The organism is Pantoea sp. GM_Pan_3 (assembly GCF_026541045.1).
Classification (GTDB): Bacteria; Pseudomonadota; Gammaproteobacteria; order Enterobacterales; family Enterobacteriaceae; genus Pantoea; species Pantoea anthophila.
The window spans coordinates 1,492,734-1,510,881 of sequence record NZ_JALNVA010000001.1; the positions used below are offsets into that span (position 1 = coordinate 1,492,734).

The 18,148-nt window shown below is 55.4% G+C and carries 15 protein-coding genes; 3 read left to right on the top strand and 12 right to left on the bottom strand.

The window, feature by feature from the left end; all coding sequences use genetic code 11:
• Positions 1–39: 39 nt before the first annotated feature.
• Positions 40–825, top strand: coding sequence for an envelope biogenesis factor ElyC (elyC, locus tag OXR04_RS07115; RefSeq protein ID WP_267372546.1), 786 nt, complete (start codon positions 40–42; stop codon positions 823–825).
• Here elyC and OXR04_RS07120 read toward each other — a convergent pair.
• The 12 genes from OXR04_RS07120 to serC form a co-directional block, all read right to left on the bottom strand.
• Complete coding sequence (locus tag OXR04_RS07120; protein WP_267372406.1) at positions 805–1,698, bottom strand: hypothetical protein; 894 nt, start codon at positions 1,696–1,698, stop codon at positions 805–807. The two genes, elyC and OXR04_RS07120, sit on opposite strands and share 21 nt — an antisense overlap.
• 111 nt (positions 1,699–1,809) lie before the next feature.
• Complete coding sequence (gene kdsB / locus OXR04_RS07125) at positions 1,810–2,559, bottom strand: 3-deoxy-manno-octulosonate cytidylyltransferase (RefSeq protein ID WP_009091099.1); 750 nt, start codon at positions 2,557–2,559, stop codon at positions 1,810–1,812.
• Complete coding sequence (locus OXR04_RS07130) at positions 2,556–2,738, bottom strand: Trm112 family protein (protein ID WP_009091101.1); 183 nt, start codon at positions 2,736–2,738, stop codon at positions 2,556–2,558. Before OXR04_RS07130 ends, kdsB begins: the two co-directional genes overlap by 4 nt.
• A gap of 104 nt (positions 2,739–2,842) precedes the next feature.
• On the bottom strand, positions 2,843–4,057 hold the full coding sequence (locus tag OXR04_RS07135; RefSeq protein WP_267372408.1) for a winged helix-turn-helix domain-containing protein: 1,215 nt from the start codon (positions 4,055–4,057) through the stop codon (positions 2,843–2,845).
• Between the two features lie 40 nt (positions 4,058–4,097).
• Entirely contained in the window at positions 4,098–5,084 is a 987-nt protein-coding gene (gene lpxK, locus OXR04_RS07140) for a tetraacyldisaccharide 4'-kinase (protein WP_267372410.1), read from the bottom strand.
• Entirely contained in the window at positions 5,081–6,829 is a 1,749-nt protein-coding gene (gene msbA / locus OXR04_RS07145; protein WP_046101523.1) for a lipid A ABC transporter ATP-binding protein/permease MsbA, read from the bottom strand. The genes lpxK and msbA overlap by 4 nt, the downstream gene beginning before the upstream one ends.
• 34 nt (positions 6,830–6,863) lie before the next feature.
• Positions 6,864–9,119, bottom strand: a complete 2,256-nt coding sequence (locus OXR04_RS07150; RefSeq protein WP_267372411.1) for a DNA internalization-related competence protein ComEC/Rec2 — start codon at positions 9,117–9,119, stop codon at positions 6,864–6,866.
• A 204-nt stretch (positions 9,120–9,323) separates the two neighbouring features.
• Positions 9,324–9,608 carry an integration host factor subunit beta gene (ihfB, locus tag OXR04_RS07155; protein WP_003849360.1) on the bottom strand — a complete coding sequence of 95 codons (285 nt, stop codon included), beginning with the start codon at positions 9,606–9,608 and terminating at the stop codon, positions 9,324–9,326.
• A gap of 82 nt (positions 9,609–9,690) precedes the next feature.
• Positions 9,691–11,364, bottom strand: a complete 1,674-nt coding sequence (rpsA, locus tag OXR04_RS07160; RefSeq protein ID WP_009091109.1) for a 30S ribosomal protein S1 — start codon at positions 11,362–11,364, stop codon at positions 9,691–9,693.
• A gap of 108 nt (positions 11,365–11,472) precedes the next feature.
• On the bottom strand, positions 11,473–12,159 hold the full coding sequence (gene cmk, locus OXR04_RS07165) for a (d)CMP kinase (RefSeq protein WP_009091111.1): 687 nt from the start codon (positions 12,157–12,159) through the stop codon (positions 11,473–11,475).
• A 198-nt stretch (positions 12,160–12,357) separates the two neighbouring features.
• Positions 12,358–13,644, bottom strand: coding sequence for a 3-phosphoshikimate 1-carboxyvinyltransferase (gene aroA, locus OXR04_RS07170; RefSeq protein ID WP_267372415.1), 1,287 nt, complete (start codon positions 13,642–13,644; stop codon positions 12,358–12,360).
• Between the two features lie 82 nt (positions 13,645–13,726).
• Entirely contained in the window at positions 13,727–14,812 is a 1,086-nt protein-coding gene (gene serC, locus OXR04_RS07175) for a 3-phosphoserine/phosphohydroxythreonine transaminase (RefSeq protein ID WP_009091114.1), read from the bottom strand.
• A 314-nt stretch (positions 14,813–15,126) separates the two neighbouring features.
• Here serC and ycaO point away from each other — a divergent pair, with 314 nt between their 5' ends.
• Both ycaO and focA read left to right on the top strand, forming a co-directional pair.
• Entirely contained in the window at positions 15,127–16,890 is a 1,764-nt protein-coding gene (gene ycaO / locus OXR04_RS07180) for a 30S ribosomal protein S12 methylthiotransferase accessory factor YcaO (RefSeq protein ID WP_009091116.1), read from the top strand.
• 371 nt (positions 16,891–17,261) lie between these two features.
• Positions 17,262–18,122: a formate transporter FocA gene (gene focA / locus OXR04_RS07185; protein ID WP_267372417.1), complete on the top strand. Its 861-nt coding sequence runs from the start codon at positions 17,262–17,264 to the stop codon at positions 18,120–18,122.
• Positions 18,123–18,148: the final 26 nt, after the last annotated feature.

Sequence of the window (18,148 nt, forward strand, 5' to 3'; positions counted from 1 at the left end):
TCCGGGTGCTCTATTTTCGGACAACAGGACGCGTTTTTGATGTTATTTACCCTGAAAAAAGTGACTGGCGGGCTGCTTTTACCCCTGCCGTTTCTGCTTTTGCTGATGGCATTGGGCATTTTACTGCTTTGGCTGACTGACTGGCAGAAAAGCGGTAAAACCGTGATCTCTGTCAGCTGGCTGTTACTGCTGCTTCTGAGTCTGCAACCGCTGGCCGATCGCCTGCTGTTGCCGCTGGATAGCCGTTATCCGACCTGGAACGGCAGCCGTGAGGTGGATTACATCGTCGTGCTGGGCGGAGGCTACACGTTCAATCCGGCGTGGGCGCCGAGCTCAAACCTGCTGAACAACAGCCTGCCGCGCGTGGCAGAAGGGGTTCGTCAGTGGCAACGCAATCCGCAATCGACCCTGATTTTCACCGGCGCCGCAGGCGGCACCAATCCGAAGAGCAGCGCCTGGGTCGCGGCACAGGTAGCCGAAAGTTTGGGTGTTCCCCCGGCACATATTCAGCTTCTCGATCAGCCGCGCGATACGGCGGATGAGGCGCAGGCAGTGAAAGGCGTGGTGGGTGAACATCCATTCCTGCTGGTCACATCCGCGAATCATATGCCGCGAGCAATACGTTTTTTCCACGCGGTCGGATTGCAGCCGATTGCCGCACCCGCCAACCAGCTGGCAATTACCTCACCGCTGAATGGATGGGAGCGGGCGATACCCTCCTCGATCTGGCTGAGTCACAGCGAACGGGCGGTGTATGAAACGCTTGGCGCACTATTACAGAGGCTGAAAGGCGAGAAACCGGACTCAGCCGAGCCAGGGAAGTAGCTGCGCGCAGGCATGGTCAAAACGGGGACGATTAAAGGTGCCGGTCTGGATCAGCTGGTCGACACAGTCCCACACCTGATAAACCCACCGACGCCAGACAAAGCCTTCTGAAACCGGTGCCCGCTGCAGATAGCTGTGCAGCAGCGCGGTTTCAGCCGGAGAGTCATCCAGATGGATGAGATCAATCTCACGCGGTGCCCAGAGGAGCGGGCCGGGCTGGGTCATCGCGATTAGCTGATCGCTGCGGCTGTTTTTCAGCATGCTTTGCAGCCGGACGTTGCCATGCACCATTACGCAGGGATCGTCAAAGCCGCGGAACAGATGCGCCAGTCGCGCCCGGCAGCGAAACAGAATCTGGCGATCTTCGAGCGTCAAAGCCGGTGGTCGCAGATAATTCAGCGTCGCCCACAGCACCTCAGCCCGCTGAGCATACCAGGCGGGCCAGCAATTCTGCTGAGTGCTGTCCACCGTACCCACCAGCCCATGGCTGTCGAGCCGATGCCAGGCAAGCAGCCCCTCGACTACCTGCTCACAAAACTGCTGCCAGCGCTGAGCATCCCGCGCCGGGGCCTCCGCCGTCACGCCATTGAGTCGCGCCAGCAGAAGCATTTCATGAACCGGAGGACGCTGGCTCATCACCAGACCATACACGGCTGGCACCGCAATCCGTCCGGCCTGACCGAGCAACGTCAGCTTTTTCGCTTCTATCGCTGCCCGGCCCTGATGACGAAAATATTTTGCCACGACCGGCATAGGGAGGCCTTCCCGATCGTATAACGCATAAAGTCGGGTGGGCGGCTGTTCGCTGATGATTTCGAGGCGGCTGATCGTTTCCCCCAGCGCCAGCGTGAGTTCCGATTTAAGCTCTTCCATGCGGCATCCTCCTCAGATGAGTATCACAATATCCTGAAGGAAGTGTTGGCGATAAGTTTAGTGGCGGATCAATAAGGTTGTGCGGAAACGGGGAGACAGGCTCCCCGATAATCAGGCCTGCATGGCCTCGCGGACACGTTGCAGATCGTCTGGCGTGTCTACCCCCACGCTGGGAATAGTTTGCGCAACAGCAACATGAATTTTCTCGCCGTACCATAACACCCGCAGCTGTTCGAGCAGCTCAATCTGTTCCAGCGGACAAGGTGCCCAGGCAACATAGCGGCGGATAAAACCGGCACGATAGGCGTAAATACCAATGTGGCGCAGCAGCGTGTCACCAATCTGGTCGCGTGACGCAGCATAGCGTTCACGATCCCAGGGGATAGTCGCCCGTGAAAAATAGAGCGCGTAACCCTGCGCATCCATAACCACTTTTACCGCATTGGGATTAAACGCTTCCTCCGCATCCGTGATGGGTACGGCCAGCGTCGCCATGCCCGCGGCCGACCCCGCCAGATTATTCGCCACCTGACGCACAATCTCTGCCGGAATCATCGGTTCGTCGCCCTGCACGTTGACGATGATTTCATCATCAGCAAACTGATACTTTTCGATCACTTCCGCCAGCCGCTCTGTGCCGGACTGGTGATCGGCGCGCGTCATGCAGACTTCGCCGCCTGCCGCTTCCACGGCCTGCGCCACATCGGGATGATCGGTGGCCACAATGACCCGGCTGGCACCCGACTCGCGGGCGCGCTCCATCACATGCACCACCATCGGTTTACCATGAATATCGAGCAGCGGCTTGCCGGGTAAGCGGGTTGACGCATAACGTGCAGGAATGATGGCGGTGAAACTCATGGATGAATCTCTTCAACAGAGAGCGTACGGGCTTCTGTTTCCAGCAGTACCGGAATCCCCTCTCTGACCGGGAAGGCCAGCCCATCGGGTTTGCAGATCAGCTCCTGCTGAGCATTGTTAAAGTAGAGTTTGCCATTACAGACCGGGCAGGCAACGATTTCGAGTAAACGATGATCCATATGTCCTCCATCAGGGAGCAAATGCTTAAGGGGTAAAGCATACCATAGCCCGCTTCATGCGGGATGGGGTAAAACGTTCTCTGCGGCAGCTGCCGCAAAAGAGATTATGTCAGTGTCCACAGCGCAGGCCAGCAATCGCTAAGGGCCTCTGGCATGTTGAGGATGACGACGCTCTCTGCACCCTGCCATGCGGCGAAACGTTCGATCACGCGCCGGATATCCACGACAAAGCGTGCCGTCACACGGGTCTTCTCTTCAAGCCAGATATTTTTAATTTCCAGCTGTTTAGCCTTGCGCAGCATGCGGGCATCCAGCCGGCCTTTCAGCTGACCGCGATGAAGTATGGGCAGCACAAAATAGCCAAATTTCCGCTTTTCCGCCGGGGTATAGCACTCGATACGATAGTCAAAGCTGAACAGCTCCAGCGCACGTTTGCGATCCCAGACCACCGGATCAAACGGCGACAACAGCGCGCTGTGCGTCGCCTGCAGCGGGGTCTCCAGTAACGGCAGCAGGTCCCGGTGAAGCCACATCGCCCCCAGCCCTTCCGTGTTGACGGCCACCAGTTCTCCGGCTGCCTGCGCCTCCGCGATAAACGCGTTCAGTGGTGCCCGTTTCAGTCGGTAGTAGTCGGCCAGCCAGGCAGTGCGAAAGAGGCCCAGACTGCGGGCACTGTTCAGCAACATCTGGTGGATGGCTTCCGCTTCGCTGATACCATGGATGGCATCCTGCCAGTCAGGCATCACGCGGCTGCGCAGGTCATAGACACGCTGAAAATTGCGGCGTTCGGTAACCATCAGTTCACCGGCGCTGAAGAGATTTTCCAGATGGCGCTTGTGCGGTTTCCATGCCCACCATCCCGATTTGGGGTTATCAGCATGGCTGAAGTCGGCGGCCCGTACCGGCCCCTTCTCCCTGATCTGCTGCAGAAGATCGGCTATCTCCTGCTGATGCTCAGCAACCCACTGCGCATTATATTTCCAGCCCAGCCGCTCCGGCGACAGCATGCGATGACGCAGAAGCCGGTAATCGTCGCGGGGAATAAAGCAGGCTTCGTGCGCCCAGTATTCAAACAGCTCACCCTCAGCCAGCGCCTGTTCCAGCCAGCGCTGTGGAAAGTCACCAAGACGGCTGAAAAGCACCAGATAGGGACTGCGGGCTACCACATGGATCGTATCAATCTGCAGCAGCGACATGCGGGAGATGCACGCGATCAGATCCTGATAGACCGCGCGCTTTGCGGGGGCGCGCAGCAGGCCCTGGGCGGCAAGATGAAGGTGACGGGCCTGCTGTAACGAAAGTGAATGCGTGGTGTTCATTCTTTTCCTTATCAGGCCTCACCTGAATGCGCATTGGAGGTCAGGACATGCGGCGGCTGAGCTGTTCGATATCGTCCAGTAAGGGCGTCACGGCCTGGCCGGATAACCGGGCATCTACCGGCAGATACCACCACGACGGCTGGGCAAACGGGCGGCATTTCACCGCATCTTTTTCGGTCATCAGCAGGTGCTGGCCCGGCTGCAGTAAGCGGTTCAGCTCATCTTCGCTGTAGGCGTGATGATCGGCAAAGGCGACTTCTGCCAGCGGCGTCATACCCTGCTGCTTCAGGGTGTTGAAAAAGCGGGGCGGATGACCAATACCGGCCATCGCCACCACTGCCTCCAGCTGCTGCAACGGACAGGTTTCGCCGGTCAGCAGATTAGTGGCCAGGCCAGGCTGGAGATGCATGGCAATCTCGCCAGCCAGTGCATCGCCGCCGTTGATGATTACCGCATCAACCTGCTGCAGACGACTGGCTCGTTCGCGCATCGGACCGGCGGGCAACCACCAGCCATTACCGAAGCGACGCAGGCCGTCCACCACCACAATTTCCCGGTCGCGCTGCAGAGCGTAATGCTGCAGGCCATCATCCGTGATAATGACATCCAGCGGGCCCTGCTGCAGTAACGCCTCAATTGCCTGTTGACGTCGGGGGGCGACCGCGACCGGTGCCCCGGTGCGCTGGGCAATCAGGACCGGTTCATCCCCGGCCTGATCGGTGCCGGTCTGGTTGGTCACCCGCAGAGGATAGTGATCCGCCTTGCCACCATATCCCCTGGAGACGACCCCCACACGCAGCCCGCGCTGCTGCAGCGCCTCAACCAGCCAGATCACCACCGGCGTTTTTCCATTGCCGCCAGCGGTTAAGTTACCCACCACCACAACCGGCAAAGGCGCACGCCAGCTTTTTCGCCAGCCCCGGCGGTAACTGAAACGTATCAGAGCCGTAATCGCCCCATACAGCAGGCTTAATGGCCAGAGCAGAAGCCACAGCGGTGAGCGACCACTCCAGATACGTTCAATCATTGGCCGAATTGCATCTTGTGCAGCTGGGCATAGGCACCGCGTTCAGCCAGCAGCACCTGATGCGTTCCGCGTTCAACGATCTGACCATCTTCAATCACCACAATCTCATCCGCTTTCTCAATCGTGGAGAGTCGATGCGCAATCACCAGCGAGGTGCGGTTCTTCTGCAACTCATCCAGAGCTGACTGAATCGCACGTTCGGACTCGGTATCCAGAGCTGAGGTCGCTTCATCGAGGATCAGAATCGGACAATCACGCAGCAGGGCACGGGCGATGGCAATACGCTGACGCTGGCCGCCAGACAGCAGCACGCCATTCTCACCAATGACCGTATCCAGGCCTTTATCCATTTTATTGATAAAGTCCATGGCGTGCGCCATGGTCGCTGCCCGTTCGATCTCCTCACGGCTGTATTGCTCACTGCGCGCATAGGCGATGTTATTGGCAATCGTGTCGTTGAAGAGATGCACATTCTGCGACACCAGCGCCACCTGATTACGCAGCGAACGCAGGGTGTACTCACGCAGGTCAAAACCGTCCAGCAGAATTTCACCCTGCTGGATGTCATAAAAGCGGGTCAGCAGGCTCGCCATCGTGGACTTACCGGAGCCGGAACGGCCCACCAGCGCGACCGTTTTTCCGGCGGGCAGCGACAGATTGATATTGCGCAGTGCCGGGACTTCACGGCCCGGATAGGTAAAGGTTACGTCGCGGAACTCAATATCGCCTTTGGCGCGGGTAATTTCGCGGGTGCCATTGTCCACTTCCTGTTCACTGTCCAGAATGGAGAACAGGGTCTGACAGGCTGCCATGCCGCGCTGGAACTGGGCATTGACGTTGGTCAGAGACTTAAGCGGGCGCATCAGAGCAATCATCGAAGAGAAGACCACGGTGATGGTGCCGGCGGTCAGGGTATCCATGACGCTCGGGAAACTGGCGGCGTAAAGAACAAAAGCCAGGGCCAGAGAGGCGATCAGCTGAATCACCGGATCGGAAATAGAGGAGGCTGAGACCAGCTTCATTCCCTGCTGACGCATACGGTTACTGACGCGGTTAAAGCGCTCTGACTCAATTTCCTGACCGCCAAAAATCAGTACCTCTTTATGTCCTTTCAGCATCTGCTCGGCGCTGGTGGTCACCTGCCCCATGGTGTTCTGCATACTTTTGCTGATTGAACGGAAGCGCTTAGAAACGGTGCGGATGGCAAAGGAGACGATAGGTGCCAGCACGATCAGGATTAACGACAGCTGCCAGCTGTAGTAGAACATCATGATAAACAGGCCAATAATCGACGCCCCTTCGCGCACCACGGTGACCAGCGCACCGGAAGAGGAGGAGGCGACCTGTTCAGAGTCATAGGTGATGCGCGACAGCAGGGTGCCGGTCGACTGCTGGTCAAAAAACGAAACCGGCATGCCCATCATATGGCTGAACAGGCGACGGCGAATATTCATCACGACATTGCCGGAGACCCAGGAGATGCAGTAGCTGGAGATATAGCTGGTTACGCCACGTACCAGCATCAGGCCGATCACCACTAACGGCATCCACAGCATTACTGACCGGTCGGCTTTACCAAAACCATCATCCAGTAACGGTTTCAACAGGGAGAGCATTAAGGCGTCGCCCGCAGCATTAATAATCAGGGCGACAGAGGCCACAATTAATCCCGCTTTATTTGGCGCGATCATCGGCCAGAGTCGGCGGAACGTCTGCCACGTAGAGAGATCTTTATCTTGATGCATTATTTATTCACGCTGTTGGAAATAGCCGGCCATTCTACCTGGAATCACGTTTGACGCCAAACCACTGATGATACCAACGGGGCATTAATTGATCCCGCAGGCTGAAAACCTGCACGCTGCCCTGCTCTATCCTGATGCTGATTTGCCCTGACTGCCCGGTATCCAGCCAGTGAAAACCGGCGGCGTGATAGGCTTCCACGACCCGTTTTGCAGGCATACGCCATGCATTGTAGCGCGCCAGAGAGGCGATGGCGGTGTGGCCTGCCGCTTTGCGCAGCAGCAGTGAGGTGGACGAAGTGCGGCTGCCGTGGTGCGGCACCTGCAGGATATCGACTTTCAATCCCTCCTTTTCCAGGGCCACCAGCTGACGCTCCGCCCTGGCTTCAATATCGCCGGTTAACATCAGCCGCACCTGACCATCATCAACAATCATCACGCAGGAGTCGTTATTTCCACCGGGTAAGGGGGCCGTCAGCGGCCAGATGACCCGAAAAGTGAGCTGTCGCCAGCGCCACTGCGTGCCACGCACACAGGGTAAGTGCGTCCTGTCCGCCAGCGCACTTCTGATTTCCGCCGCGGGCCAGCGCTTTCTGATCGCATCCAGCCCGCCGGTATGATCAAGATGTTTATGGCTGAGGATCACCTGCTTCAGGCGCAGCTGCCTGCGCTCCAGCCATGGAATAATCACCCGACTGCCTGCATTATCGTTCTGCCAGCGTGGCCCGGTGTCATAGATCACCGCCTCGTCGCCCTGGCTGATCACCAGGCTCAGTCCGTGTCCGATATCCAGCATATCGATACGCCAGCCCCGTTCCTGGTTGGGCTGGCGACTGAGTATCATCGCCAGGGCTATCGCGCTGCTGCTCACAGGAAAAGCGAAAAAGAGCTGCGCGCGCCAGAGGATCAGGCCGCCCCAGACCATGACCGTAAACCAGGTTGTGCCACTCAATGGATACCAGCCCGACGGCAGCTGCTTCAGGCAGTAAAACAGCGCTCGCAGGGAAAGATCGGCCGCGCTCCAGAAGAAGCCGGAGAGCTGTGTGACCGGCAACAGCATGGCGAGCGTTATCAGGGGCATGGTAATGAATGAGACAACCGGAATCGCGACGAAATTTGCCATCAGGGCCGTCAGGCTGATGCCGTTAAAAATTGCCACCTGCAGCGGTACCATTAAAATCATCATGCCCGCCTGCAGATGCAGCAGCTGAAGCGGCAGCCAGCGTCGTTGATGCCGAAGCGCGGCAGGCAAGGGAAACCAGTGATACCAGACCAGCAGCATGCCGACAGCCAGTACCGAGAGCCAGAAGCTGTCAGAGAGTACGGTTAAGGGCTCTGCCACCAGCAGCAGTGCAATACAGAATGTCCAGACCTGCCAGCTGTTCAGCTGAATACCGGCAGTCCGGGTTATTCCCCATAGCGTCAGGGCAAGCAATGAACGCTCTGCGGGCGGCTGCGCGCCTGAAAGCCAGGTATAGAGTGCGGCGAACAGCCAGCTCACGATGAGAGGAAAAAGATAGCCGACACAGCGGGCTGGCAAAAAGAACTGCACGCCGCGCGCAATCAGCCAGCCGGTGCTGGCCGCTAAGGCGATGTGCATACCGGAGATCGCCATCAGGTGCGCAGTGCCCGTCTCCCGCAGAAGCTGACGCGTCTGCTGGCTCATCTCATCACGAACGCCAAACGCCAGCGCTTCCAGCGTCGCCCGTGAAGCGAGGCCGCGGGTGCTCTCCCGATGCCCCAGAATAAACCGCCAGCGCGCGTCACAGCGCTCATCAATTGCGACCTGCTTCAGGATCCGACCCTGTAGCGGCGTATTGTTAGCGAGCGCGAAACGCTGGGCATCAAAATCGCCTTCGTTGAGACGGGCATGGACCGGTCGCAGACGCAGTTGCATCGTCCAGCGCTGTCCGGGACAGTAGAGCGCTGAGTCAGCATCGAAATAGATCCAGGCGAAGCGCGGCGGAAATATCCTTCTGCCCTCTTCTTCCAGCAGGCGAACCTGGATTTGCCTGCGCGCCTGGCGCAGTTCAGCGATCTGAATCGTGTAGCTCCTGTTACGTGCAGAGAAATATTCAATGTCCCGCACCATCAGACGGGCGTCGTAGCACGCCCAGCTCAGAAGCAGCAGCGTGATACCGATCAGACGAACGGGCTGACAAGGAGAATGCAGCAGCGCCAGACCGGTAAGAAGACACATCAGTATCATCTGGCCTGAAGGCAGCCGGGCCATCAGCAGTAGCGGCAGTGTGGCCACAATCGTCAGTCGCGCCAGAACAGTCCATGTCAGCATAATCATATCCATCGGGTCAGTTCGGTAAGTCTGAACCCCTCAGGAGAAAGTAACAGGAGAGAATTGGGCTGGCCCGAGCGGGCTCGCAAAGAACTTGTGATGGATAGCGTCAGATGAGAACAGCGTGGATAGCCGATCGCAGACAGGATAGCGGGCAAAAAAAAACGACATCCGGAGATGTCGTTTATCGGGTTCGGTATCGGCTTAGCCGTAAATATTTGCGCGATCGCGCAGCTCTTTACCTGGCTTAAAGTGGGGAACGTATTTACCTTCCAGATCCACTTTGTCACCCGTTTTCGGGTTACGCCCGGTGCGCGGAGCGCGATAGTGCAAAGAAAAGCTGCCGAATCCCCGGATTTCGATGCGCTCACCCTGTGCCAGCGTCGTGGCCATGTGCTCGAGCATCTCTTTTACTGCATCCTCAACGACTTTCGCCGGTATATGAGTATGCTGTCCCGCCAGTCTTTCAATCAGTTCTGACTTGGTCATGTAACCTCCGGTTTATCCCTCAGGGAAAGTATGACAGCTTTTACCGAAACCGGGTGGTTGCCCACCCGGTGCTTCAGGTCGATTACTCGCCTTTAGCCGCTTTGAACGCTTCAGCCATCGCGTTAGAGAAGTTGCCTTCTTCCTGTTTGGTGTTAACAGTGTTGATAGCTTCTTTCTCATCAGCCTGGTCTTTCGCACGGACAGACAGGCTTACGACACGGTTTTTACGATCAACGCCGGTGAACTTAGCTTCAACGTCGTCGCCAACGTTCAGAACCAGAGTGGCGTCTTCAATGCGGTCCAGTGAAGCTTCAGAAGCGCGCAGGTAACCCTCAACGCCGTCTGCTAATTCAACTGTAGCACCTTTAGCATCAACTGCAGTCACTTTACCGGTGACGATCGCACCTTTCTTGTTCAGAGTGATGTAGTTGTTGAACGGATCTTCTGCCAGCTGTTTAACGCCCAGAGAGATACGCTCGCGCTCTGCATCAACCTGCAGTACAACGGCAGCGATTTCGTCGCCTTTTTTGTACTCACGAACGGCTTCTTCGCCAGTCGCGTTCCAGGAGATGTCAGACAGGTGAACCAGACCGTCGATGCCGCCGTCCAGGCCGATGAAGATACCGAAGTCAGTGATTGACTTGATTTTACCTTCAACACGATCGCCTTTGTTGTGCGTCTCAGCGAACAGCTGCCATGGGTTAGATTTACACTGCTTCAGACCCAGGGAGATACGACGACGCTCTTCGTCGATGTCCAGAACCATAACTTCAACCACATCGCCTACGTTAACAACTTTAGACGGATGGATGTTTTTGTTGGTCCAGTCCATTTCAGAAACGTGTACCAGACCTTCAACGCCTTCTTCGATTTCCACGAAGCAGCCGTAGTCAGTCAGGTTGGTCACACGACCGGTCAGGCGGGTGCCTTCCGGATAGCGTTTAGCGATAGCAACCCATGGATCTTCGCCCAGCTGCTTCAGACCCAGAGAAACACGGGTACGCTCGCGGTCGAACTTCAGCACCTTAACGGTGATTTCATCGCCAACGTTAACGATTTCGCTTGGATGCTTAACGCGCTTCCACGCCATATCAGTGATGTGCAGCAGGCCGTCAACGCCGCCCAGATCAACGAATGCACCGTAGTCAGTGAGGTTCTTAACGATACCTTTAACTTCCATGCCTTCCTGCAGGTTTTCCAGCAGCTGATCGCGCTCTGCGCTGTTTTCAGATTCGATAACGGCACGACGTGAAACCACGACGTTGTTGCGTTTCTGATCCAGCTTGATTACTTTGAACTCAAGCTCTTTGCCTTCCAGGTGCAGCGTATCGCGCACCGGACGCACATCAACCAGTGAACCTGGCAGGAACGCACGGATACCGTTCAGCTCAACTGTGAAGCCGCCTTTAACTTTGCCGTTGATAACACCGGTAACAGTTTCAGCGTCTTCGTAAGCTTTCTCCAGCGTGATCCATGCTTCATGACGCTTAGCTTTCTCACGGGACAGCAGGGTTTCACCGAAGCCGTCTTCCACTGCATCCAGAGCAACATCAACTTCGTCGCCAACCTGGATTTCCAGTTCGCCGGCTGCGTTCTTGAACTGCTCTGCAGGGATTGCAGATTCAGATTTCAGACCCGCATCAACCAGAACGACATCTTTGTCGATAGAAACGACGATGCCACGAACGATAGAACCCGGGCGGGTTTCGATTGTTTTTAAGGATTCTTCAAATAGTTGAGCAAAAGATTCAGTCATATTGATAATCTTCAGGATTCTTCAATTTAACGTCCATCTGACTTCATGTCGGATGGGGTTGTTTCACATGCCCTGCACCGGATCCGTGGTACAGGGTTATTAATTCAGTTAAGCCGGGATGCCCAGCTTTTCGCGGGCATAGTGTAGCGCTTTTTCAATGACCTGGTCGATAGACATCTCAGTCGAGTCTAATACCAGTGCATCGCCAGCGGCGACCAGAGGCGCAATTGCGCGGTTACGATCGCGGTCGTCGCGCTCTTTTATCTCGGCTAAAAGGCGGTCAAAGTTAACATTAAAGCCCTTTTCCTGCAACTGTAGCATACGGCGCCGGGCGCGCTCTTCCGGGCCGGCATCCAGGAAAATTTTCACTGGCGCATCCGGGAAAACTACGGTGCCCATGTCCCGGCCATCCGCAATCAGACCCGGCATCTCGCGGAAACCACGCTGGCGGCGCAGTAGTGCTTCGCGCACCCGGGGAAAGGCAGCGACACGGGAAGCGGTGTTGCTCACCTCCTGCGTGCGGATCTCGCCGGTGACATCCTCCCCTTCCAGTATGACCTGCATTTCACCCTTTTGAGAGACAAAGCGCACATCAAGGTGTGCAGCAATCGGCACTAACGCCTCTTCCGAATCGATATCCACCTGATGATGCAATGCGGCTAACGCCAGCACGCGATAAATAGCACCGGAGTCCAGCAGATGCCACTGCAGCGATTCTGCCATGGCTTTGCACAGGGTTCCTTTCCCCGCGCCACTTGGCCCATCGATAGTTATGACCGGGGCAGTTACTGTCATTATTCCCTCCTGTTGCTGCGTGCTTCATGGCCTGTCGGCCACCCTTAATGGTTAGCATTATACGCTGCATAGCCGTGCTTGGTTACCCTTTCGCACTGAGCGGCTGGGAAAATTTAGTCAAATAAGAGGATATCCGGGCGATTAAAGCCAGATTAAATGAGGGAAAATCCGGTGCGGGAACGCACCGGAGAAGGTCTGTCAGGCACGCAGGCTGATTTTCTCAAGCTGCACAAAATAGTCCGGGAAGGTTTTTGCCGTACAGCCTGGATCAAGAATGGTGACCGGCGTATCAGAGAGCGCCACCAGAGAAAAACACATCGCCATGCGGTGATCGTTATAGGTGCCAATATCCGCATGAATCAGTGTCGCTGGCGGCGTGATGCGGATGTAGTCATGGCCCTCTTCAACCTCTGCGCCTACTTTACGCAGTTCAGTGGCCATCGCGCTCAGCCGGTCGGTCTCTTTTACCCGCCAGTTATAAATATTACGTAACTGCGTTGTCCCTTCTGCAAACAGTGCCGTGGTCGCAATGGTCATCGCCGCATCCGGGATATGGTTCATATCCATGTCGATCGCCTGCAGTTTTCCGGCGGTGCAGGCAATATAGTCATCGCCCCACTCAATGCTCGCGCCCATCTTTTCCAGCACGTCAGCAAAACGGATGTCACCCTGCATACTCTTACGTCCGATACCGGTGACCCGAACTGTTCCGCCTTTAATCGCGGCAGCGGCCAGGAAATAGGAGGCGGAAGAGGCGTCGCCTTCGACCAGGTAATCCCCTGGCGACTGATACTGCTGCGCACCTTTGATCAGGAAGCGTTGATAGTGCTGATTTTCAACGTCGACGCCAAAGCACTGCATCAGATTGAGCGTGATGTCGATGTAGGGTTTCGATACCAGATCGCCTTTAATGGTGATGCAGGTGTCCTGCTGAGCCAGCGGCGCAGTCATCAGCAGTGCCGTCAGGAACTGACTGGAGACGCTGCCATCCACACTGACGTCACCGCCGGTAAACCCCCCGCGTAAACGCAGCGGCGGATAGTGTTCGTTTTCCAGATACTCAATGGCCGCTCCACCCTGACGAAGCGCATCCACCAGATGGCCGATTGGGCGCTCTTTCATGCGTGGTTCGCCGGTCAGTTCGACATCGTGCTGACCCAGGCAAAGTGCTGCGGCCAGCGGGCGCATTGCGGTTCCGGCATTCCCCAGAAACAGCGACAGTGGTTGTGTGGCGTGCAGCGGGCCGCCATTCCCTGTCACTTCACACACGGTGCGATCGTCTGAAAGGGTATAGCTGACGCCCAGTGCGGTCAGCGCATTAAGCATGTGCTTTACATCATCGCTGTCGAGTAAATTGGTGAGTCGGGTGGTGCCTTTTGCCAGTGCAGCCAGCAGCAGTGCACGATTGGAAACGCTCTTGGAGCCAGGCAGATTTACCGTGCCGTCGACGCGCGCAATCGGTTGGAGAGTCAGGGAGTCCTGCATGTGAAACGAAATCCTCAAAAAATACAGAGACCTCGTCGCAGGACGAGGTCTGGCATCAGCATCAGCGCTGATATCTTATCGGTTAGCCGTGACGGCGTTCAAAATCGACCATGAAGTCAGTCAGGGCCTTAACACCTTCCAGCGGCATCGCATTATAAATAGAGGCGCGCATACCACCTACTACACGATGTCCTTTAAGCGCATGTAATCCATTCTTAAATGACTCTTCCAGGAACAGCGCATCCAGTGAGGCATCGGCCAGCTGGAAAGGAATGTTCATCCGCGAGCGGTTTTCTGTCGCCACATCATTGCGATAGAAGTCGCTGCCATCAATCACACCGTAAAGCAGGTCAGATTTTGCCTGATTGATGCGATCAATTTCAGCTACACCGCCTTTCTCTTTCAGCCATTTAAACACCAGACCCGAAAGGTACCAGGCAAAAGTCGGTGGCGTGTTAAACATGGAGTCGTTATCGGCCAGAACTTTGTAATCAAGGATAGAGGGAACAGAGCTGTGTGCCTGACCCAGCAGATCTTCGCGTACGATGACCAGCGTCAAACCAGCCGGGCCCACATTCTTCTGCGCGCCGGCATAGATCACACCATAACGGCTGACATCAATCGGACGTGAAAGAATGGTAGAGGAGAAGTCAGCGACCACGGTTTTGCTGCCAAAATCGGGCTGTTCATCAATAGCGATGCCGTCGATGGTCTCATTCGGACAGTAGTGCAGGTAAGCGGACGCTTCGCTGACGGCCCATTCGCGCATCGGCAGAATGGCACGTTTACCGTCACGGGTTGTTTTGACATCCAGCGTGCGCGGGGAGCAATACTTTTCCGCCTCTTTAATGGCACTGTGCGCCCAGTAACCGCCATCAACATAGTCGGCCGTTGTCGCTGAACCCAGCAGATTGCCCGGCACGGCAGCGAACTGCGCACGTGCGCCCCCATGACAGAATAAAACTTTGTAACCGGCCGGGATTTTTAGCAGATCACGGAAGTCCTGTTCGGCTTCCTCAGCCACCTGAATAAACTCTTTACTGCGGTGACTGATCTCCATTACAGAGGTACCCAGACCGCGCCAGTTCGTCAGTTCCTGTTCTGCACGACGGAGCACTTCTACCGGTAGCATCGCCGGGCCAGAGCTAAAATTATAAACCTGCGTCATTTCCCCTCACCACTGTCATATCGAACGGTTATGAATAATCATCCGGTTTTATCACTGCATTCTGATAGCTGCAATCATAAATCAGGAGGCGGTCACATTTTCTGACTCTGCCGCGCCGGATGTTATGTTACCAATGCAAACCTGCACGGAATTTTGTGAGGCGCCGTTCAGCACGATAAAAGTGCGTCTGGCCGGTAAAGCGAAGTAATGGAAAACTACGGCGGTAAATTTATCCCGCCCTGATAGCGGTCTTCAGGCAAAATCCGTATCATGGCGCGCTTTACGCACCCTATGACAACTGAGAGAGCGGCACTATGACGCAAACATTTATCCCGGGCAAAGATGCCGCACTGGAAGACTCCATTGCGCGTTTCCAGAATAAGCTGCAGGATCTTGGCTTTAATATTGAAGAAGCTTCCTGGCTGAATCCTGTTCCCCATGTCTGGTCTGTGCATATTCGCGACCGCGATTGCCCGCTCTGTTTTACTAACGGCAAAGGCGCCAGTAAAAAAGCGGCGCTGGCCTCCGCGCTGGGCGAATATTTTGAGCGTCTCTCAACGAACTATTTCTTTGCTGACTTCTGGCTTGGAAAAAAGATCGCGAACGGCGATTTTGTTCACTATCCCAATGAAAAATGGTTTGCTGTCCCTGAGGATGAATCCTTGCCTGAAGGGATTCTGGACCCGCGTCTGCGCGCTTTTTACGATCCAGACCAGGCGCTGACGGCGTCCGGATTAATCGATCTGCAGTCCGGTAATGCTGAACGGGGCATCTGTGCCCTGCCGTTTACCCGCCAGTCCGACCAGCAAACCGTTTATATCCCGATGAATATCATTGGTAACCTCTATGTCTCTAACGGCATGTCGGCGGGTAACACGGCCAATGAAGCGCGTGTTCAGGGGCTCTCTGAGGTGTTTGAGCGCTACATCAAAAACCGAATTATTGCTGAAGCTATCAGCCTGCCGGCGATCCCGGATGAGGTGATGCAGCGCTACCCTGACGTGATCGAAGCGATTGCCCGTCTTGAAGCGGAAGGTTTCCCGATTTTCGCCTACGACGCCTCGCTGGGCGGTAAATATCCGGTGATCTGCGTGGTGCTGTTTAACCCGGCCAACGGCACCTGTTTCGCCTCCTTTGGAGCGCATCCCGATTTTGGCGTTGCGCTGGAGCGTACCGTCACCGAGCTGCTGCAGGGCCGAAGCCTGAAAGATCTGGATGTGTTTACCCCACCGACGTTCGACGATGAAGAAGTCGCCGAGCACGCCAACCTTGAAACTCATTTCATTGATTCAAGCGGCCTGATCTCCTGGGATCTGTTTAAAGAGACGGCGGATTATCCCTTTGTGGACTGGTCCTTCGCAGGCAGTACTGAAGAGGAGTTTGCCACGCTGATGGCGATCTTTGCTTCAGAAGATCAGGAAGTCTATATCGCTGACTATGAGCATCTGGGTGTCTACGCCTGTCGCATCATCGTGCCTGGCATGTCTGATATCTATCCGGCAGAAGACCTCTTCCTGGCAAATAACAGCATGGGAGCGGGCATACGTGAAACCCTGCTGGCACTGCCTGACAGCAACTGGAATCCGGAAGAGTATCTCGATTTAATCGGGCAACTGGATGACGAAGGTTTCGATGACTTTACCCGCGTCCGCGAGTTGCTGGGTCTGGCCACCGGTAAAGATAACGGCTGGTCGACGCTGCGTATCGGTGAATTAAAGGCGATGCTGGCTCTGGCAGGTGGCGATCTGGAGCAGGCCCTGATCTGGACAGAGTGGACAATGGAATTTAACAGCTCTGTCTTTACGCCAGAGCGGGCAAATTACTACCGCTGCCTGCAGACCCTGCTGCTATTAGCGATGGAAGATGAGCGTGACCCGCTGCAATACCATCATGCCTTCACGCGGATGTATGGTGAAAGCGCAGTGGAAGCCGCCTCGGCCGCCATCAGTGGTGAACAGCCGTTTAACGGACTTCAGGCGGTTGATGATGAGCTGCTGGCATTCCCGGCTCATCAGTCTCTGCTTGCGGCTTACGAAAAACTGCAAACGGCCAAACGCCACTACTGGAAAAACGCGTAATTCCTGACGCGTCAGCGGGTCGATAGTTGATCCGGCATGGCACTGCATTTACCGGGTGCCATGCTATTTTCTTTTCATGAAACATTAGCTGTATTAAATCCCTTTCCCGCAACATCCCATTGTTTTGTTTAACATGCGGATGACCAATCAACTACAAATGCCATTCCGGGCAGGCAATCACAGACCTGACATTAAAATAATCCTGCATATTTTAAAAAATATTTAATTAAATAAATTCAATATCTTACAACAAAATCATTCGGTTTTCCTGTGACAAAACGGTTACCGTTCCGGCAAACATGATCCACATCAATTACTTGCTACTACTCCTTTGTTACTATTTTTTCAGACAACTTCTGGAGTAAGTTAGTGTGAAAACTGACAACCCTTTTAATCTATTACTTCCGGCCGCAATGGCAAAAGTTGCTGAAGATGCCGGAATTTATAAAGCCACCAAACACCCCTTTACCACTTTCTTTCTGGCGTTAACCGCTGGCGTATTTATCTCAATCGCATTCGTTTTTTATATCACAGCCACCACCGGCAGCGGCACAATGCCCTATGGCATAGCCAAACTGATTGGGGGTATCTGCTTCTCACTCGGCCTGATGCTGGTCGTCGTATGTGGTGCCGATCTCTTCACATCGACGGTCCTCATCGTTGTGGCCAAAGCCAGTGGACGTATCAGCTGGGGCCAGCTGGCCCGTAACTGGATCAACGTTTATGTCGGAAACCTGGGCGGTGCCCTCTTCTTTGTCGCCCTGATGTGGTTTGCCGGACAACATATGGTTGCCAACGGTGCCTGGGGATTAAATGTGCTGCAGACCGCCGATCACAAAATGCACCACACCTTTATTGAAGCGGTCTGCCTGGGCACATTGGCTAATCTGCTGGTCTGCCTCGCGGTCTGGATGAGTTATTCCGGCCGTAGCCTGACCGATAAACTGGTGGTGATGATTCTGCCCGTTTCGATGTTTGTAGCCAGTGGTTTCGAACACAGTATCGCCAACATGTTTCTGGTCCCCTATGCCATTACTATCCGCGACTTTGCGACACCTGAGTTCTGGCAGGCGGCAGGGGCGACAGCAGCACAGTTTCACTCACTGACCGTCACTCACTTTATTCTCGACAACCTGATTCCCGTAACCCTGGGTAACATTATTGGCGGCGGCGTTCTGGTGGGTCTGACTTATTGGGTGATCTATCTCCGTAAAGGTGACCCGGTACACTAAACGTATTTTTGATGGCACAGCCCATC